The organism is Ilumatobacter sp., from assembly GCF_039969435.1.
Lineage (GTDB): Bacteria > Actinomycetota > Acidimicrobiia > Acidimicrobiales > Ilumatobacteraceae > Ilumatobacter_A.
Genome location: NZ_JBDVNU010000009.1, coordinates 123,215 through 141,807 on the forward strand (window position 1 = coordinate 123,215; position 18,593 = coordinate 141,807).

The window sequence follows — 18,593 nt, forward strand, 5'->3', positions numbered from 1 at the left end:
TCGGCCGGGAACCTGTCAGCGCCCGACGCGGTCGCGCCAGGCCTCCGTCAGTTCCTCGATGATTCCTGCCAGGGAGTGTTCGGCAGCCTCGTGCGTGACCTTGAGCCCGGATTCCTCCGCCACCGCTCGGGTGGTCGGACCGATCGCCACGACGATGTCCGGGAGCAGCCCGGCTGCTTCATCGCCGAGCGCGTCGGCCCACGATCGTGCTGCCGAGCCGCTGGCGAACACGACGGCATCCGACTCGGCCAGGCGCATCCGGTCCATGTCGTCGGGTCGGCGCACCACCGTGCGGTACGCCGTGTGGACGTCGACATCGTGTCCTGCAGCTGCGAGCCCGGTGGCGAGGACGTCACCTGCGATGTCGCTCTGGGCGATCACGACACTCTGTGGCCCGTCGACCGACACCGCGAAGGCCTCGACGAGGCTCGCGGCGATCTGCCGTCGGGGCACGAGATCCACGCTGCGGCCGGCCACCCGTGCGAGGCGCTCGGCGGTCGCCGTGCCGACGGCTGCGAGGCGCACGTCCGGGAACCGCCTCGCGGCCGCGACCCGATCGGCCCCGGCCGCCGACGTGACGATCACCCAGTCGGGCCGTTCGGCGATCGCCTCGTCGAGCTGCTGGCGTCGTGGGCCCTCGACGTCGACGATCTCGATGAGGGGCACGTGTTCGACGGTCGCGCCCGCCGCTTCGAGCAGTCGGCCGAGTTCGCCGACGTGCTCCCGCGTGACGACGACGGTGCATCCGGCCAGTGCGCCGGAGGGCGTTCCTCGGAGAGGCGCTGGACTCACCTCAGCCGTTCCTGCAGCGACCGAGCGGCGCGGCGTGCGACGTCGAGCCTCGACGCGTCGGCGGGAAGTGCCACGACGTCGCTCACGTGCTCGTTGCGATCCGGGTCGGCGAGGAAGACGTGGAGTCGGTTGCCCACTGCGTGCCCGGCGACGGGCAGCGAGCAACCGCTCCCGAGTTCCGCGAGGAAGGCTCGCTCGGCCTCGACACTCGATCGGGTGTCGGCGTGATCGACCGCTGCGAGCGCGGCCACGGTCTCGACGTCGTCGATGCGGCATTCGACGGCGACGCAGCCCTGGCCGACGGCGGGAACGAACGCATCGGAGTCCAGCACCTCGCTGATCCGGTCGGTGAGGCCGAGGATCTCGAGGGCGGCCAGCGCCATCACGATCGCGCCACCGGCGGGAATCTTGTCGAGGCGGCTGTCGATGTTGCCGCGCAGCTCGACGAAGTGGAGGTCGGGGCGGACCGACGCCAGCTGCGCCCGTCGCCGGACCGAGCCGGTGGCCACCGTGGCGCCGATGGGCAGATCGGCGAGCGTGGACCCGATCAGGACGTCGTTGGGGGATCGGCGCTCCGTGAACGCGGCGAGCACGAGACCGGCCTCGGTGACCGACGGCAGGTCCTTGGCCGAGTGCACGGCGAGGTCGGCACGACCGTCGAGGACGGCGCGCTGCACCTCCTTCACGAACACTCCCTGTCCACCGATCGAGTGGAGCGGGACGTTGTCCCCCTGCGTGCGGTCCCCGATCGTGCTGATCTCCACGAGGTCCACGGCACGGCCCCCGCGGTCGCGGATGAGGCCGGCGACGGCATTCGACTGGGCGAGGGCCTGGCGCGACCCTCGGGTCGCGAGGCGCAGCGGCGGGAGGTCGGTCATGGCCTGGAGGTGCACCGACCGGTCAGCGGAGGTCGAACAGGTCACGCACCGCCGCGGCGTTGCGATCGCCCTGCGGCGTGCCGGCGTCGGTCTTGAGGCGCACGGACGGCTCGTGCAGCAGCTTCGACACGATGCCCTTGGTCAGCGCTTCGACCACGTCTCGGTCGGCGTCACTCAGGTCGGCGAGGCGACTGGCGAACCGTTCGATCTCGGCGGCCCGGACGGCTTCGGCGGCCTGGCGCATGGCGGCGACGAGCGGCGCGGCCTGTCGAGCGGTCTGCTCGACGGCGAAGTTCTCGACCTCCTCGACCACGATGGCACGCACCAGGTCGGCTTCCTTGACCCGCTTCGCCCGGCCCAGGTCGGCCCAGTCTCGCAGGTCGTCGAGATCGAGCACCTCGATCCCGTCGAGGTCGGCAACCGATGGGTCGACGTCGCGAGGAACGGCGATGTCGATGATGTGCAGCGGGCGGTCGCAGTCGATCCGGGCACGGGTCAGCAACTCGGCGGTGATCACCGGTTCGCCCGAGCCGGTCGATGCGACGACCACGTCAGCCGACGCCAAGGCTGCGTCGAGGCCGTCGAACCCGACCGCGACGGCACCGACCCGTTGGGCGAGCGCGGCGCCGCGTTCGGGCGAACGGTTGACCACGCAGATCTCTGCACCACCGGCCTTGTGCAGGGCGACGGCAACGCCTTCACCCATCGACCCCGCCCCGATGACGGTGACACGCTTGCCACGGAGGTCACCGACCACGTCGGCGAGCATCTCCACCGCTGCGTGACTGACCGAGGCGGTGCCCCGCCCGATCGCCGTCTCGGTACGTGCGCGCTTGCCGGTCTCGACCGCTGACCGCATCAGCAGGTTGAGCGAAGCACGGGCGGCCGATTCCTCGAGCGCCACGTCCCACGCGTTGCGGATCTGGCCGAGGATCTCGCCTTCTCCGAGCACGGCGGAGTCGAGCCCCGCGGCCACTTCGAAGAGGTGCTCGACCGCGGCGGTCTCGTGCCTGCTGAAGATGTGCGGCGACAGTTCGTCGGCGTCGAGTCCACCGAGCTCGCACAGGAACTCGCACACGTCGGAGTAGGCGCCGTGGAACCTCTCGGCGACCACGTAGACCTCGGTGCGGTTGCACGTGGAGAGGACCACTGCTTCGCGGATGTTGTCGCGCTGCGCGAGTCCCGACACGCGCTTGGCGAGATCCTCGGGTGCGATGGTCAGTCGTTCGAGCAACGGCAGCGGACCGCTGCGATGGTTGACTCCGACGACGAGCAGGGACATGCGATGCCAGCCTACGCCGACGCCCCCCGGCCGCGCTGGCCGGGGACCGCCTTCAACGTCGTTGCCGTGCGGGCGTTCACCCGGCGCTGCTCGTGATAGCTCAGGATCTGCAGTTCGACGGCGAGGTCGACCTTGCGGACGCTGATCCCGTGCGGTGCGGTGATGATCGCCGGGGCGAAGTTCAAGATGCTCGTGATCCCCGCTGCGACGAGTGAATCGGCCGCCTCCTGGGCGGAGGGTCCGGGCGTGGCGATCACGCCGATCGAGATGTCGCGGGACTGCACGATCTGGGCGAGTTCGTCGACGTGGCGGACGCGTACGCCACCGATCGCGCGTCCGATCTTGTCGGGCGAGACGTCGACGATGCCGCCGACGGGGAAACCTCGCTCGCCGAATCCGCCGTAGCCCGAGAGGGCCTGGCCCAGGTTGCCGGCGCCGACGATGACGACGTGCCAGTCGTGGGTCAGACCGAGTTCACGCTTGATCTGGAAGATCAGGAACTCGACGTCGTAGCCCACGCCGCGCGTGCCGTAGCTGCCGAGGTAGGACAGGTCCTTGCGGACCTTGGCGGCGTTGACGCCGCCGAGTGCGGCGAGTTGCTCGGAGGAGATGTTGGTGACCTCGGCGTCGAACTGGTCCGACAGCAACTGGAGGTAGACGGGGAGTCGCGCGACCGTTGCTTCCGGGATCCTGCGTCGAGTCCTCTGGCCAGCCACGGGTTCCAACCTATGACGCTTGTGCACGCTTTCACAAAGCTGTGCCCTCGCTTTTCGTTCTCTGTAACGAAAGTCTCAGACCCGATCCGAGCTCCTCGGTCCTGCTCGGCGCCGGGGCGGCGGCGGCGGCGAATGGTTCAGAGGGCGAGTTCGCGACGGACGAGCTTCCCGCTGGCGTTGCGGGGGAGTTCGTCGACGAACTCGATCTTGTTCGGGCACTTGTAGCGCGCCAGGTGATCGAGACAGAACTCGACCAGCGACTCCTCGTCGACGTCGGATCCGTCGACTGCGACCACGAACGCCTTCACGGCCTCGCCGGTGTGCGGGTGGGGAACCCCGATGACCCCGGCCTCGACGACGTCGGGGTGCTCGTGCAGCACGTCTTCGACCTCGGCCGGGAAGACGTTGAAGCCGGACACGATCACGAGGTCCTTGGCTCGGTCGACGAGCCACAGGAATCCGTCGTCGTCGACGGTGGCCATGTCGCCGGTCTTCAGCCAGCCGTCCTCGGTGAGCACCGCGTCGGTGGCGTCGGCGTCACGGAAGTAGCCGGCGAACACGTTGGGGCCCTGCACCCAGATCTCGCCGACGTCGCCGGCCGGGATGTCACCGTCGGCGTTGACGAGACGGACGCGGACACCGTCGAGCACCCGCCCGACCGAGCCGAAGCGAACGTCGGCACCGGTCGACGACGTGACGATCGGCGAGGCCTCGGTGAGCCCGTAGCCCTCGTAGATATCGAGACCGAACCGGTCGCGCATCAGTCGGGCGGTGGCGATCGGGAGTCGCGCGGCACCCGAGAGGGCGAGACGAACGGTCGAGAACTCGCTGCCGTCGAGTTGATCGAAGGAGGCGAAGGCCGACCACATCGACGGCGAGCCGGGCAGCACCGTCACGCCGTACTCGGTGATCATGTCGATCGCCGTGGTCGGGTCGAAGCGCTGGTCGAGCAGGACGGTGGCTCCCACCGACAGACCCATCGTCATCGCCACGTTGAGTCCGAAGATGTGGAACAGCGGCAGCACCGTGTAGAGCACGTCGGAGGCGTCGACGTGGTCGCCCGACGAGAGGCTCTGCTCACGGTTCGCCGCCAGGTTGCCGTGCGTGAGCATCGCCGCACGCGGCCGACCCGCCGTTCCGCTGGTGAAGATCAACGTGGCGAGATGATCGGGCTCGACGTCCACCAGGTCGACCGGGGCTGCGGCGAGGAGTTCGCCGATCGGAACGGCACCTTCGGGAGCGCTCGACGGGTCGCACGACACGACGGTGCGGACCGACGGGACCGCGAGTCGGTCGACGTTGCTCCACGTCGCTGTGCTGACCTTCTCGATCACGACGACCTTGGCCGACACGTTCGAGATCTCGGACTCCAACTCGCGGGCCGGGCTGAGCGGGTTGAGCGGCACCACCACGGCGCCCAGGCCGAGCGTGGCGAAGTACGTGATGACGAAGTGACGCGAGTTGCTGCACAGCACCGCGACGCGATCCCCGTCACCCACACCGATGGCCGACAGTCCGCCGCGCAGTCGTTCGATCTGGCCGTACAACTCGCCGTACGTGGTCGGACGTCCGCGGCTGATCAAGGCCGTGGACTCGGGATCGTGACCTTCGATGACGCGTGCGAGATTCATGGGGTGGTGGGACGCCTGGCTCAGAGTCGGAGCAGCGAGACGATGCCGGCGATCAGGATCGCGGCGAGCAGGAGACCGAGGGTGAGCGAGACAGCGGGGCGCATCGCCCGGAGACGCTAACGCCTCGTGAGGTCGACACTCACCGGCGCGACGACGTCGCCGCCTGCAGCGTCGTCGTCGAGTGGGCTGATCACGACCTGGTCGCCGTCGTCCACGCCGAGTTCCTCGGCCGCCGACCGCTGGTTCATCACGATCGCCAGCATCCCGTTCGCGTCGACGACGAGTGCGACGGCGCCCGCACCGACCGCGGCGAACGACGACGCACGGGTGGCGACGCGACTCGTGCCACCGCTCGCATCGGCCGGCGCACTGATCCGGAGTCCGACGACGTCACCGAACGTGGCGGGGAGGTCGTCGGGCCCGACGTTCAACTGCACGTTGCCGAAGCGGTCGGTCCACAACGCCTGGGCGATGACCGTCGAGTCGTCGATCTGCGGAAGCGGGACCAGGCCCGGGAAGAGGACGTCGGCATCGACCGGCTCACCGAGGTCGTACAGGTCCACCCCGTTGCACAGGTGAGCGGCCGCGGGCGCGAACACGTCGCGTCCGTCGAAGGTGGTGCCCGGGGCCTCGAGCTGGTACTCGAGGTTGGTCAACGACACGGCGCGTCCGGCACCACCGGCCATGGCCACCGCCGGCGCGAGGACCCCGTTGTCGGGTCCGACGAGCACACCTTCTCCGTCGGCAACCTCGACGGCGATGGCACGGCGCGCAGTGCCCACACCCGGGTCGACGACGGCCACGATCACGCCCGACGCCACGTAGCTGATCGACCGGGCGAGCGCCAGCGACCCGGCGCGCACGTCGAAGGGCTTGATGCCGTGAGTGAGGTCGATCACGGTGGCGTGCGGTGCGAGATCGCGGATCACCGACTTGACCACTCCGACGAACTCGTCGTCGGTTCCGTAGTCGGACAGGAAGGAGATGGTGTCGTACCGGCGTCCCATGGGGAGGTCGAAGCTACCCCGTCGGCCGACCGGGTCGTCCGGTCGTGTCGATCGCCCGGACCGTCGCGACGCCCCCTGGACGCGGCAAGGGCTGGCGCCAACCCCCCGAAGGCACCAGCCCTGCCGGCGCTGTCCGATCGGCCACCGTCACCGGCGGACGACCGAACGCGTCTCCACGAGCCAGAGGATAGGGGTGAATCGGCCATGTGAAAAGGGGCACATCCGAAAAACATCGATGTAACTCTCGTCGACGTCCGGACGACTCCGAGCGGACGTCGACGGGTCGACCTCGATCAACCGAGTTCGCGGCTCCGTCGCGTGGCGGCGCGCACCACGTCGGCCACGATCGACTCGAAACCCGCGGCCTCGAAGCGGGCGAGCCCGGCCGCCGTCGTGCCACCGGGAGACGTGACGTTCACGCGGAGTCTGGTGGCGTCGCGATCCCGGTCGAGCAGGGTCGCCGAACCGATCAGCAGTTGGGCGACGACCCGTTCGGCGACGTCGGCGGGAAGCCCCTCGGCCACCGCGGCCGACGTGAGCGCCTCGGCGAAGAGGAAGACGTAGGCCGGGCCCGACCCGGCCACGCCGGTGAACGCGTCGAGCAGCGGTTCGTCGAGCCGTTCGACGATTCCCACCGACCCCAGGATGCCGGTCGCCCAATCGAGGTCGGCGTCACCCGCCGCCGCTCCCCCGGCGATCGCCGACGCCCCCTTGCCGACGAGAGCCGGCGTGTTCGGCATGGCGCGCACCACCGCCACGCCGGGTCCCGCCGCGGCGTCGAGGGCTGCGAGGGTCACGCCCGCCGCGATCGACAGGATGCGGGTCGCTCCAGCGGCGACCGCACCACGCACGGCGTCGCCGACCCCGTCGGGTTTGACGGCGATCACGGCTCCCGACGCGGACGGGAGTTCGGCGGCGATCAGGACGCCGGGGAACATCTCGGTGAGTTCCTCACGACGCTCGTCGATCCGTTCCACGACGGCCAGTGACGCCGGGGGGAAGCGGCCGGATGCGATCATCCCGCCGAGCAGCGCCGCACCCATGTTCCCGCCACCGATCATCACCACGTCGACACTCATCGCCCGAACCGTAGACGCCTGTGCCCCCGGTCGAGGCGTGCGAGCGCGGCCGAGTCGAGACCGGCGACGGCCATGTCCGGAGCATCGCGCTTCCCGGCGTCTCGGCGATGACCCGGGCGGGTGCGGGAGAACCGACTCCCCCGAGATGCACCCACCCGGGCATCCCTTCAGTGGGTCGTCGATCCACGAGACGGGAAAACGCCGACCGGGCCGCCGCCGGACGCTGCGCCGGGTCAGGTGGTCCGGTCGGTGCGGGCGGAGTGGTCGGACCCGGTCCCGTCGACTCCGGGGTCGCTAGGACTCGTCGGTGAAGCGGCTGGCGTAACCGATGCGGAGAAGCGCCGTGAACGTCTGCTCGACCGTGGCGTAGACGGTGCCGAGGATCCGGTCGACGTCGGCCCTGACCACCGCGTGGGCCGGCAGGACGCCGCGGAGGAAGATCGCGTCCTCGTCGCCGATGGAGAAGTGCACGCCGACGAGACGCTCGTTGCGTCGCAACAGGTTCTCGTAGAGATCGCGCTCGTTCTCCTCCGGCGCCGGCATGACGTAGCTCTCGTAGCGCAGCGTGCGTTGGCCGAGCGTGAGCCACACGGTCGTGAAGTCCTTCTCCTCGCCGCGCATCCGCACGTACCAGCGACGTGCGACGTCTGCATCGCGGTCCACGGCCACGATGTGTTCGTGCTCGGAATCGAGTTCGGCGATCCACTCGTCGAGTCGCCGCTCCAGCACGGCGAGTTCTCCACCGCTGAGGGCGTCCGCATCGAGATCGGCATCGTCGCCCCGGGCGCTCGCGTTCGGATCGTCACTCATCGTCGGCTCCTCGTGTCGTGCTCGGTTCGGGCTTCAGTTCGGGGTGGGCGTCGCGGCAGCTCACCAGATCGTGACCGATCAGATCGTCGTAGAGATCGGCGAGGCGGTGTGCCGCGGCTCGCCACGTGTAGTCGCTCGCCCGCGCGACGGCCGCTTTGCCCATCGAGGCCCGCATCTCGTCGTCGCTCAGGATCTCCGCCATCGCGACCGCGTAGTCGGCCGGGTTGCGTCCGACGATCAACCGGCCGGTCTCGCCGTCGTCGACGAGGCTCAGCAGCCCACCCACGGCGCTCGCCACCACCGGCGTCCCGCATGCGGCGGCCTCGAGCGCCACGAGGCCGAAGCTCTCCGACCGGCTGGGCACGATGACGATGTCGGCGGCCCGGTAGTAGGTGGAGAGGATGTGATGCGGCTGCGGGGCGACGAACTCGACGTGATCGTGGAGATCGAGTTCGTCGACGAGATCGTGGACCCGCTCGGCCTCGTCACCACCCTGGCGACCCGAGGCTCCGCCGACGATCAGCAACCGCGCCTCGCCGTGCCCGAGACGGTGCAGACCGGCGAGCGCCTGGATCGCCACGTCGGGACCCTTCAGCGGCTGGATCCGTCCGACGAAGACGATCAGCGGGGTCTCCCGATCCATGCCGAGAGCGTGGCGGGCGCCACCGCGGTCGCCGGGCGCGAAGAACGCGTGCTCCACGCCCGGCGCGATGATCTCGATGCGACCGTGGGGGTGGCCGTACAGGCGGCGGAACTGCTCCTCCTCCTCCACACAACTGACACAGATCGCGTCGGAACACCGGATGATCTCGGCCTCGGCCCGGTCGCGCCACAGCGGCTCGGGGTCGCCGCCCTCGGCCTTCACGCGGGCCAGCGTGTGGAACGTGGACACGAACGGAACGTTCAACGCGTGCTTCAGGTGGTGCCCGACGACGCCGCTCAGCCAGTAGTTGCCGTGGATCACGTCGGGAGGACCGTTCTCGGCGAACCACCGCATCACCCCCGCACAGAACTGGTCGGAGATGTCGGCCAGCGCCTCTTTGGGGAGGTGGTGCGGGCCGGCCTCGATGTGCACCACACGGTGATTCGGTTCGACGAACACCTCGGGCTCGAGTCCTTCGCGGTCGGCCCGCGTGAAGGTGACGCACTCGACACCGGACTGCGACAGCGACGACATCAGCTCGCGCACGTACACGTTCATCCCGCCGCTGTCGCCCGAGCCGGGCTGCAGCAGTGGAGAGGTGTGCAACGAGATCACCGCCACGCGTCGTGGACGCGACCCGACCGCGCCGACGACCTCGGACGAACGGACTTCGGGCATTCGCGACGGAACGGTCGCTCAGTCGTCGAGCAACGAATCGACGGTGGCCTCGCCGTCGCGGTACCGGCGGACCAGTTCGGCACTCAAGGCATCGAGCCGGTCGAAGCGTTCACGACGATCCTGGGAGACCCGGCGTTCGAACTCGTCGATCGCATCGGCGAGCGTGGCGAGTTCGGCCTCGTCGAGCTCCTCCATCCGGCCGTAGTGATGCTCGGCGCAGATCGAGTCGAGTTCGGCCGACAGGGCGTCGTCGCTCAGGTCCTCGGCGGGCCGCGGGGGTCGAGCCGGACCTCCGGTGAGCTGCTGGGAGAGCACGTCGGCGACGTCGTCGCTCACGTCCCCGTCGGACTCGCGACGGCTGACCTCGGACCGGACCAGGTCGAGTCGCGCCTGAGCGACCCGACGCGCGTAGGACACGACGTCGTCGCGCTGTTGCAACTCGGTGCGCAGAGCCCGCAGTTCGTCGAGTGAGTACGAGGCCGGGTCCACTTCCTGGGCGCTGCCGCTCGCTGTTGATTCGTCGCTCATGTCGCTCCTCCTGAGACGGGTGGCAGGACCGCCACCTCGTCGTCGGGCCCGACTGCTGTGTCGAGCCCCGCATCCTCGCCGTTGACCCAGATCCTGCACGTGGACAGTACGTCGGTGAACTGCTCGCCGTACCGATCGCGCGCCACTTCCAACACGTCGGCCACGGTGGCGGCGTCGATCACGTCGGTTCCATGGCCCGCAGCAACGCGAGCCGATGCGAACAGACGTACTTTGGCCACGACGACAATCTAACCAACGGCTCCCCGATCACGTCGACGCCCCCGGGTGAACTCACCCCCTCCCGAGGGACCCTGTCGGGCGGCCGGGCGTTGACCCGTGCGACCACGACCGGGCCGATATCGTCGGGCCACTGTGGGAACCGAAAAGAGAGAACGCCAGAAGGCCAACAAGGCACGCCGGGAACAGGAAGCTGCTCGCGAGAAGGCGAAGTCGCGCACGATCCGACTCTCGCTGCTGATCGGTGGCGCCATCGTCGCGGTGTTCGTCATCGTCGCTGTCGCCGGGCGATTCTTCGTCGACTCCGACGACGACCCCGTCGTACCGGACGACGTCGTCGTCCCGACCGAGGTGGCACCGGCCCAGACCGATCCCGTCGATTCCGTCGATCCGGTTGGCGATTCCGTCGTCGATTCGGTCGTGGATGCACCAGCGGACACCGTCGCCGAGGGTGAGGGCTGACGTGATCGTCTCGAGCCGACACCCCGCCCGACGTCGACTGGCCGTCGGCGTGGTGGCGCTGGGCCTCGTCGCCGCTGCCTGCGGTGACTCCGATGCCGACGTGGTCAGCGACCAGTCCGAGTCGGCATCCTCCGACACCCAGCCGACCGACGACGACGAGACCGGCACCACCGGGGACGGCGATGCCGACGTCACCGATGCCACCGCCGTCACCGTCGTCGAGGACGATGCTGCAGAGGGTGACGCTGCCGAGGACGGAGCAGCGGTCGACGGTCTGGGTCCGATCGACGGGAACTGTGAGCCGCTCCCCGACACCGACGAGCCGACGCGGTCGTTCGACGCCGCGCCGTCGATGTGTCTCGAGGACGGCGCGGTCTACACCGCCACCGTCACCACGAGCGCCGGAACGATCACCATCGATCTCGACCAGTCGATCGCTCCCGAAACGGTGAACAGCTTCGTCTTCCTGGCTCGGAACAACTACTTCGACGACACCGTCTGTCACCGGATCATCGAGGACTTCGTCGTGCAGTGCGGCGATCCCACCGCCACGGGCACCGGTGGCCCGGGCTACTCGTTCCCTGACGAACTTCCGGCTGCGGGGCAGTACGAGGTCGGTTCGATCGCGATGGCCAACAGCGGCCCGGACACCAACGGAAGCCAGTTCTTCATCATCACGGGCGCGAGCGGAGTCCAGTTGCCGCCGTTGTACAACCTGTTCGGTCAGGTGCCCGCCGACGACCTCGGCGTGGTGGAGACGATGAACTCCCAGGCGTCCGTCGACCCGAGCGGCGTTCCGCCGGCGACCGAACTGCGGATCGAGTCGGTTCGGATCACACAGTCCTGACCACGATCGTCCGACGGTGCCCCGCACCGTCGGACGTTTCCGGTCGGCGACGGCTCAGTCGGTGAGTGCGTCGGCGAGTGCGTCGAGGATCGCCTCGCCGACGCCGATGGTGGCGAGGTAGTTGCGGATCGAACCGTGCTCGGACACGAGTTCGTCGAGTGTGTTGGCCATCGCCTGCGGATGCGCAGCCAGCATGAACGAGGGGGTCTCGTTCATCCGGGCGGCCATCTCGGGATGGTTCGACTCGACCCACGTCCGCATCCGTTCCATCCCGGCCCGGGTGAGGCCGTAGTCGGCCACGATCACGTCGCGGTCGACTCCCAGCCCGCCGAGTACGAGGGCCGCGAGCACACCCGTGCGATCCTTGCCCGCCGCACAGTGGAACACCGCAGGAACGGCAGCGGGGACCGCGAGTTGACGGATCGCCTGGGCGAACCGGGCGCCTCCGACGGCGAGCATGTCGCGATACGCCCAGGTGAGGAAATCGACCTCGCCCTGCTCCGACTCGTCGAAGGTGGGGACGTGGGCATCGTGCCACGTGGCGTCGATGATCGACAACGAATGGAAGGCGACCGGGTGGCGCTCGAAGGGGAACGTGCCGTACTGATCGATCTCGGCGGCCGTGCGCAGGTCGATGACGGTGCGGATGCCGATCGCGTCGAGCAGGTCGAGGTCGTCGTCGCTCAGCCGGTGGAGGCCGTCGGCCCGGTAGAGGCGGCCCCAGCCGATGGTCCGGCCGTCGCCCATCGCGTAGCCCCCGAGGTCACGGAAGTTGTGCACGCCGTCGAGGACGACCAGGCGATCGGGGTCGTCGACGATGGTCACGTCGATGCCGCCCCGCTCGGCGCTGTCCGTCTCGGGTGTCGTCTCGAGCGTGCTCGTCATGGCGAACACGTAACCAGCCGTCGATGAACGTGAGTTGAACTCGGCGACGTTGATCCGTCACACAGGGCGTGACCCGTGTCCCTCCCGGAGTTCGTCGACCGGAGGATCCTCGGTCGCGCCGGTGCTGTGGAGGGCACGGAACAACAGGTGCACTGCGAGGGGCAGGGTGATCATCAGCGCTCCGCTGGCGACCACGAGGCGTGCCGCCGCCGCCCAGCCGAGTTCGAGCGACGCACCGACCGACGCGATGAGGAACGCCACGGGGCTCGCCTTGCCCGCGGCGTGGATCCGTGCGTAGGGGGTCTTCAGCTTCAGCAGTCCGAGGCCGGCGAGCAGGATCACGGCGATGCCGGCCGACACGAACACCCACGCCACGGGATGCACGGCGATCATCGGTTGCGTTCCATGAATCGAGCCACGGCGACCGTGGCCGTGAAGCCGATGATGGCGATCACGATCAGCAGGTTCAGCAGCACGTCGTCGCCCGTCGCGATCGCGTCGACGACGATCGCCGTCATCAGCGACACGAGCAGCAGATCCAGTGCGATGACTCGGTCCGCCATCGTCGGCCCCGACACCAGGCGGTAGATCGCCGCCGCCGCAGCCAGGGTCAGGGCGCCATAGGCGATGATGGTCATCGGGCCACCTCGCCGACTCGTCGTGACACGGCCACCGGGAATGCCTGGTTCACGAGCAGCACGAGCAGTTCGACGTGCTCGACGATCGCATCGCGACGATCGGCGTGCAGGACGTGCAGGTAGATCGCCGACGCGTCGTCGTCTCCGGCCACCACGGCGGTCCCGGGCGTCACCGTGATCGCGATGTACAGGAACAGCAGGTGCGAGCGCGCCTCGAGCGGAACGGACACGCGGATGATCGCCTCCTCGGTGTGGTCGGTCGGTGTGAGCACTTCGCGCACCACCACCGCCGTGGAGACCACGAGATCGAGGGCCACCACCCACAGCAGACGGACGAGCGGCCACGGTCGCACGCCTCCCGGAGCGTTCGCACCGGCGAACGATGCCGCACTCGACACGATCAGGCCACTGATCAGGTTCGCCGCGCTGACGCTGCCCCACAGCGCACACCAGGCGAGCGTCAGGAGGACGACGATCGAGAATCGGCGCACCGAGAACAGACCCGCCGACCCGTCGGCGAGGCGCGGGAAGAAGCCCGAACGGACGCTCATCGATCGCTCCCGAGCACGTCGGTGACGTAGGTCCGACCGTCGAGCAACTCGGTCGCGGCTCGCTCGCTCATGTCCCACAGCGGTCCGGCGAAGAGAGCGATCGCCAGGGTCAACGCCGTGGTCGCCCCGGTCGCGAACGACATCGTCGACCAACCGCGTGCGGTGGCCGGACGCGGTGCCCACTCCTCGGAGTCGGGAGCGTGGAAGGCCGGGGCGTTCTGGGGACCCCAGAACACGCCGACCCAGATCTTCACCATCGACAACAGTGTGAGCGCACTGCAGACCAGACCGGCGACCACGATCGCCACGGTCCCGGCGTCGATCCCTGCGTCGAGCAGCGCCAACTTGGCCACGAACCCGGAGAACGGTGGGAGTCCGGCGAGGCTCAGCGCCGGCAGCGCGAAGGCGACCGCGAGCCACGGTCGCACCGCCACCAGTCCTCCGAGCCGGCTCAGCGCCGAGGTCCGTCGATCCGTCTCGACCATGGCCCCCACGAGGAACAGCACCGTCTTCACGGGGATCTGGTGGACGATGAAGATGATCGCACCGGCCACACCGACGACCGAGAACAGACCGAGACCCATCAGCATGTACCCGATCTGGCTGACGATGTGGAACGACAGGATGCGCTTCATGTCGTCCTGGGCGAGAGCTCCCAGCACACCGAAGATCATCGTCAGACCTGCGATGACGAGGATCAGCGTGCCGAGGTCCTGCATCGACATCAGGGTGTGGAACCGGATCATCACGTAGACCCCGATCTTGGTCAGCAGACCGGCGAACACGGCGGTGATCGTCGTCGGGGCCGTCGGGTAGCTGTCGGGCAGCCAGGAGAACAGCGGGAACATCGCCGCCTTGGTCCCGAACACGACGAGGAACCACAGCCCGATCCCCCACCGCACCCCGGTGTCGAGCGCCGGGATCCGTTCCGCCAGCAGCGCGAGGTTGACGGTGCCGGTCGCGGTGTAGACGAACGCCACACCGAACAGGAACAGGGTCGAGGCGAACAGGTTGATCACGACGTACGTCATGCCGGACCGGACCTGACCGGCCCGCCCCTGGTGGGTCAACAGCACGTAGCTCGCCACGAGCATCAGTTCGAACGCCACGAACAGCGTGAACAGGTCCCCGGTCAGGATCGACAACGCGACGCCCGACGTGAGCACCATCAGCATCGGGGTCGCCACCGTCGGTTCCGCCGAGGAACTGCTTCGGCGTTGGCCGATGGAGAAGGCCTCGACGAGCGAGATGGTGATCATCGCGACGGTCAGGACCAGCACGGCGAACATGTCGGCGACGAGCACGATCCCGAGTTCGGGATCCCACCCTCCGACACGGACCACCACGCTGCCGTTCGCCTCGACCTCGGCGAGCAGGAACGCCGACATCACGCTCACACCGATCAGCGACGAGAGCACGATCGTGTCACGCAGGGCGTCGACGCGCCGGAACGCGAGCGACGACATGGCAGCGAGCAGCGGCACCACCACGATCAGGCCGACGAGCGCGCTCACTGTTCGATCTCCTCGTCGCTCGCGATGCGCCGGTCCTCGAGATCGTCCTCGACCAAGTCGTCGCCGCTGAGTTGGCGCTGGCGACCCGCGAGGGCCAGGAGGAACAGCGTGAGCCCGAACGAGATGACGATCGCGGTCAACGACAGCGCCTGCGGGAGCGGATCGGCCGAGTCGGCGGGTGTGTCGAGACGGTCCGCGAGCGGTGGTTCGCCGGCGCGCCCACCGGCGGTGACGAGTGCGAGCACGGCCGCGTGACCGAGCAGCGCGAAGCCGAGCACGATCCGACTGAGAGCGCGTGACGTCACGAGGTAGGTGCCGATCGCGGTCAGTGCTCCGACGACGAGGATCAGGACCCCGCTCATCCCGCGGCCTCCGACGCGTCGGTTCGGGTGTCGGTCGTGGGGCTCGGGATCGGATTCGGGGCCGGCTCCGACGCCGACTCCGGCACCGGATCGGTCTCGGCGATCGTCACGAGGGCGTCGAGCATCGCGAGGATCAGTCCGACCACGATCAGCACGACACCGGCGTCGAGGATCAGTGCCGTGCCGGCCTTGACCTTGCCGAGCACCGGCACCGTCCTCTCCCAGATGTACTGGTCGAGGACCACGTCACCGATGACGAGAGGAGCGAGCGCGACGCATCCGACGATCATCCCGCCGATCGACATCATCCGGACCGGGTGGCGAGGCACGCTGAGCCCCGTCACGCTGCGCAGCGCCATCACCGCGCCGAGCACCAGACCACCGGCGAAGCCGCCCCCCGGCTGGTTGTGTCCCGCGAAGAACAGCACCGTCGCCACGACGATCGCGAATGGACTCGCGAGTCGGATCCCGTCGTGGACGACGAGCGAGCGGATGGCGATCATGTCGCCGCCTCCGTCCCGGCGACGCCGGCATCCCGGCCGGTGCGAACCCCGTCGCGGTCGTGGCGCTCGACCCGATCCGGGGGCCGAATCTCGTCTCGTGGATCGTCGGAGTCCTCGGGAGGGCGCCCGGAACGTGCGAGCGCCAGGATCCCGACCGCGACGGTGACGAGCACGATGACCTCGCCGAAGGTGTCGAGTGCGCGAATGTCGGTGAGGATCACGTTGACGACGTTGTTCCCGCCGCCGGTGTCCGCCGCCTGTTCGACGAGATCCGTCACGGGCGCAGTGCCGGTCGGGCGCGACGCCGCCGCAGCCAGGCCGACCGACACGGCAGTGCCGAGTCCGACCGCGACGATCATCCTCACCGTGCGCCACACGGAACCGACCTGCGGGAAGTACGGGCTGAGTCGTCCGAGGCCGATGACGAACGCGACGACCACCACCGTCTCCACGAGGAGTTGCGTGAGCGCCAGGTCGGGTGCGCCCTGCGCCACGAAGATCCCGGCCATGCCGAACCCGACCGAACCGAGCCCGAGGGCGGCACCGAGCCGGCCGGGGATGCGCACGGTGCCGGCCGCGCCGGCCACGATCAACAGGCCCAGTGCCGGGACCACCGCCTGGTCGGTCCAGCGCAGGACGCCGAGATCGATCGCGGTCACGAACGGCGCCGCAGCTGCCGTGGCGACCACGATCGCCGTCATCAGGTACACCGGCAGCGAACCGTGCTGCACCCGACCGGTCATGCGGCGTGCACCGGAGAGCACGCCGTCGATGATCTCGTCGGTCGCCTCGGCGCCCACCGGCTCGGGCTCGTCGTCGGTCCGGCGCGACAGGAACCAGCCGAGGGGTGCTCCCGCAGCGACGATCGCCATCGAGAGCACGAATGCCGTCTTCAGACCCGGCCACCGGATCAGCTCGTACACCTCGGCTCCCGGGTCGAGCAGGACCGAAGCGTTGCGGACGCCGTCGCCGACCCGGTCGAGCAGGACGAAACCGACGAGCGAGGCGGCGGCGAGAGCGATGGTCACGACGGTGATCGGGAGGCGGCGCGGAGCGACCTCGGAGACGGCGCCCGACTCGGACGGTCCGAACACCGTGACGACGAAGCGGGTCGTGTAGGCCACGGTGAGGACCGAACCCCCGACGATGCCGATCAGCAGCACGACCCGCTCCCATCCGTCGACGCCGAGCGCGGCTTCGAGTGCGGCTTCCTTGGCCGGGAACCCGAGCAGTGGTGGGACGCCGGCCATCGACGCCCCGGACAGGACGCACACCCAGAACGCGACCGGCATCGATCGTCGCAGGCCACCCAGCTCGCGCACGTCGCGGGTTCCCGCTCGCACGTCGATCTCGCCGACGACCATGAACAGGGCGGCCTTGAAGATCGCGTGGGCGACGAGGATCGAGAAGCCGGCGAACGTCGCCTTGGCCGAACCGGTCGAGAACAGGGTGACCATCAGGCCGAGCTGCGAGATCGTTCCCCAGGCGAGGATCAGCTTGGCGTCGACGTGGCGCAGGGCCCCGATCGCTCCCCACACCATCGAGCCCAGTCCGAAGGCCATGCCGAGCGGTTGCCAGGCCGGTGTCCCACCCAGCACCGGAGCGAAGAGCGCGGTGGCGATCACGCCCGCCTTGACCATCGTCGCCGAGTGCAGGTACGCGCTCACCGGCGTGGGCGCCGCCATGGCACCGGGCAGCCACACGTGGAACGGGATCTGCGCCGACTTGGTCGCTGCGGCGACGAGCACGAGGATGCCGGCGACGGTGGCCGCCGTGCCGGTGGTCGGCTCGAGGTCGCGGAGTGCGATGCCCGTGTCCCCATCCGCCACGAGCAGCAGACCTCCGAGCAGTGCGAGGCCACCCGAGGCAGTGATCAGGAGCGCACGACGAGCTGAACGCTGCACCGACTCGTCGACATGCTTGTGCCCCACCAGCAGGAACGACGTGATCGACGTCAGCTCCCAGAACACGAAGAGCGTCCAGATCGAGTCGGACCAGACGAGGCCGATCATCGAGGCGGAGAACGCGGAGAGCGTGGCGGCGAAGCGGGCCAGACCCGCCGAGGACGAGGTGAAGTAGCCGGCCGAGTAGACGAACACGAGCACTCCGACGCCCGCCACGACGAGCCCCAGCAGCGCCGACAGTGCGTCGAGTCGCAGCGCGAGCACGAGGTCGAGCCCGTCGACCCACTCGACGCGCGACGTGATCGGCTCGTCGCGTGCCAGCCCGATCGCACCGACCAGCGTGGCGATCGATGCGGGAATCGCAGCGAGTCCGAACACCACGCGACAGTCCGAGACGCGACGATCGAGACCGAACATCAGGGCGATTCCGGCGCAGTGAGCACCGAGCACCAGCCACAGGACCATTCCGGACAGGCTAGGCCCGGACGGCCGACAAGTAGCGCCGAATAGATGTTTTACACAGTAGTAATCAGACGTTCACCCCGTACCCTTCCGGCCGATGACCACTGCCGTCCTCGATCCGCTGGGTGAGCCCAGGACCCTTCCGGTCGACATGCCGATGATGGCCGCGGTCGGACTGCGGAAG

21 protein-coding genes are annotated in these 18,593 nt (G+C 69.0%); 2 read left to right on the top strand and 19 right to left on the bottom strand.

Features of this window, described 5'->3' with window-relative positions; genetic code table 11:
* Positions 1–15: 15 nt before the first annotated feature.
* The 11 genes from ABJK40_RS04740 to ABJK40_RS04790 all read right to left on the bottom strand — a co-directional run bounded on the left by ABJK40_RS04740 (position 16) and on the right by ABJK40_RS04790 (position 10,283).
* Positions 16–792, bottom strand: coding sequence for a uroporphyrinogen-III synthase (locus ABJK40_RS04740; protein WP_348482833.1), 777 nt, complete (start codon positions 790–792; stop codon positions 16–18).
* Complete coding sequence (hemC, locus tag ABJK40_RS04745; RefSeq protein ID WP_348482834.1) at positions 789–1,670, bottom strand: hydroxymethylbilane synthase; 882 nt, start codon at positions 1,668–1,670, stop codon at positions 789–791. Before hemC ends, ABJK40_RS04740 begins: the two co-directional genes overlap by 4 nt.
* Before the next feature lie 22 nt (positions 1,671–1,692).
* Positions 1,693–2,952 (bottom strand): glutamyl-tRNA reductase, encoded by a 1,260-nt coding sequence (locus ABJK40_RS04750; protein WP_348482835.1) that lies wholly within the window; start codon positions 2,950–2,952, stop codon positions 1,693–1,695.
* An 11-nt stretch (positions 2,953–2,963) separates the two neighbouring features.
* On the bottom strand, positions 2,964–3,695 hold the full coding sequence (locus ABJK40_RS04755) for a redox-sensing transcriptional repressor Rex (protein ID WP_348482836.1): 732 nt from the start codon (positions 3,693–3,695) through the stop codon (positions 2,964–2,966).
* A 110-nt stretch (positions 3,696–3,805) separates the two neighbouring features.
* The gene (locus ABJK40_RS04760) at positions 3,806–5,299 is read right to left on the bottom strand and encodes an AMP-binding protein (protein WP_348482837.1); all 1,494 of its coding nucleotides are present in this window, start codon (positions 5,297–5,299) and stop codon (positions 3,806–3,808) included.
* Between the two features lie 116 nt (positions 5,300–5,415).
* Positions 5,416–6,306: an SAM-dependent chlorinase/fluorinase gene (locus tag ABJK40_RS04765; protein WP_348482838.1), complete on the bottom strand. Its 891-nt coding sequence runs from the start codon at positions 6,304–6,306 to the stop codon at positions 5,416–5,418.
* A 293-nt stretch (positions 6,307–6,599) separates the two neighbouring features.
* Positions 6,600–7,385: a pyrroline-5-carboxylate reductase gene (proC, locus tag ABJK40_RS04770; RefSeq protein ID WP_348482839.1), complete on the bottom strand. Its 786-nt coding sequence runs from the start codon at positions 7,383–7,385 to the stop codon at positions 6,600–6,602.
* 294 nt (positions 7,386–7,679) lie between these two features.
* Positions 7,680–8,195, bottom strand: a complete 516-nt coding sequence (locus ABJK40_RS04775) for a YbjN domain-containing protein (protein ID WP_348482840.1) — start codon at positions 8,193–8,195, stop codon at positions 7,680–7,682.
* On the bottom strand, positions 8,188–9,516 hold the full coding sequence (locus tag ABJK40_RS04780; protein ID WP_348482841.1) for a glycosyltransferase: 1,329 nt from the start codon (positions 9,514–9,516) through the stop codon (positions 8,188–8,190). Before ABJK40_RS04780 ends, ABJK40_RS04775 begins: the two co-directional genes overlap by 8 nt.
* An 18-nt stretch (positions 9,517–9,534) precedes the next feature.
* Positions 9,535–10,044 carry a hypothetical protein gene (locus ABJK40_RS04785; protein ID WP_348482842.1) on the bottom strand — a complete coding sequence of 170 codons (510 nt, stop codon included), beginning with the start codon at positions 10,042–10,044 and terminating at the stop codon, positions 9,535–9,537.
* Complete coding sequence (locus ABJK40_RS04790) at positions 10,041–10,283, bottom strand: MoaD/ThiS family protein (RefSeq protein ID WP_348482843.1); 243 nt, start codon at positions 10,281–10,283, stop codon at positions 10,041–10,043. The genes ABJK40_RS04785 and ABJK40_RS04790 overlap by 4 nt, the downstream gene beginning before the upstream one ends.
* 133 nt (positions 10,284–10,416) lie before the next feature.
* On the opposite strand from ABJK40_RS04790, the gene ABJK40_RS04795 reads away from it, so the two are divergent.
* Together ABJK40_RS04795 and ABJK40_RS04800 are read left to right on the top strand one after the other, a co-directional pair.
* On the top strand, positions 10,417–10,743 hold the full coding sequence (locus tag ABJK40_RS04795; RefSeq protein WP_348482844.1) for a hypothetical protein: 327 nt from the start codon (positions 10,417–10,419) through the stop codon (positions 10,741–10,743).
* 1 nt (position 10,744) lies between these two features.
* Positions 10,745–11,590, top strand: coding sequence for a peptidylprolyl isomerase (locus ABJK40_RS04800; RefSeq protein ID WP_348510172.1), 846 nt, complete (start codon positions 10,745–10,747; stop codon positions 11,588–11,590).
* A gap of 54 nt (positions 11,591–11,644) precedes the next feature.
* On the opposite strand, the gene ABJK40_RS04805 is transcribed toward ABJK40_RS04800, so the two are convergent.
* From ABJK40_RS04805 to mbhE, 8 genes are read right to left on the bottom strand one after another with little or no spacing between them, the layout of a single operon-like run.
* Positions 11,645–12,475 carry a tyrosine-protein phosphatase gene (locus ABJK40_RS04805; protein ID WP_348478499.1) on the bottom strand — a complete coding sequence of 277 codons (831 nt, stop codon included), beginning with the start codon at positions 12,473–12,475 and terminating at the stop codon, positions 11,645–11,647.
* Positions 12,476–12,532: 57 nt separating this feature from the next.
* Positions 12,533–12,868, bottom strand: coding sequence for a monovalent cation/H(+) antiporter subunit G (locus ABJK40_RS04810; protein ID WP_348478498.1), 336 nt, complete (start codon positions 12,866–12,868; stop codon positions 12,533–12,535).
* Positions 12,865–13,113, bottom strand: a complete 249-nt coding sequence (locus ABJK40_RS04815) for a monovalent cation/H+ antiporter complex subunit F (protein ID WP_348478496.1) — start codon at positions 13,111–13,113, stop codon at positions 12,865–12,867. The genes ABJK40_RS04810 and ABJK40_RS04815 overlap by 4 nt, the downstream gene beginning before the upstream one ends.
* On the bottom strand, positions 13,110–13,664 hold the full coding sequence (locus ABJK40_RS04820) for a Na+/H+ antiporter subunit E (RefSeq protein ID WP_348478495.1): 555 nt from the start codon (positions 13,662–13,664) through the stop codon (positions 13,110–13,112). Before ABJK40_RS04820 ends, ABJK40_RS04815 begins: the two co-directional genes overlap by 4 nt.
* The gene (locus tag ABJK40_RS04825) at positions 13,661–15,178 is read right to left on the bottom strand and encodes a proton-conducting transporter membrane subunit (RefSeq protein WP_348478494.1); all 1,518 of its coding nucleotides are present in this window, start codon (positions 15,176–15,178) and stop codon (positions 13,661–13,663) included. Before ABJK40_RS04825 ends, ABJK40_RS04820 begins: the two co-directional genes overlap by 4 nt.
* On the bottom strand, positions 15,175–15,540 hold the full coding sequence (locus ABJK40_RS04830) for an NADH-quinone oxidoreductase subunit K (protein WP_348510173.1): 366 nt from the start codon (positions 15,538–15,540) through the stop codon (positions 15,175–15,177). The genes ABJK40_RS04825 and ABJK40_RS04830 overlap by 4 nt, the downstream gene beginning before the upstream one ends.
* Positions 15,537–16,043: an MnhB domain-containing protein gene (locus ABJK40_RS04835; protein ID WP_348478492.1), complete on the bottom strand. Its 507-nt coding sequence runs from the start codon at positions 16,041–16,043 to the stop codon at positions 15,537–15,539. The genes ABJK40_RS04830 and ABJK40_RS04835 overlap by 4 nt, the downstream gene beginning before the upstream one ends.
* Positions 16,040–18,412 carry a hydrogen gas-evolving membrane-bound hydrogenase subunit E gene (gene mbhE / locus ABJK40_RS04840; protein ID WP_348478491.1) on the bottom strand — a complete coding sequence of 791 codons (2,373 nt, stop codon included), beginning with the start codon at positions 18,410–18,412 and terminating at the stop codon, positions 16,040–16,042. Before mbhE ends, ABJK40_RS04835 begins: the two co-directional genes overlap by 4 nt.
* Between the last annotated feature and the right edge of the window lie 181 nt (positions 18,413–18,593).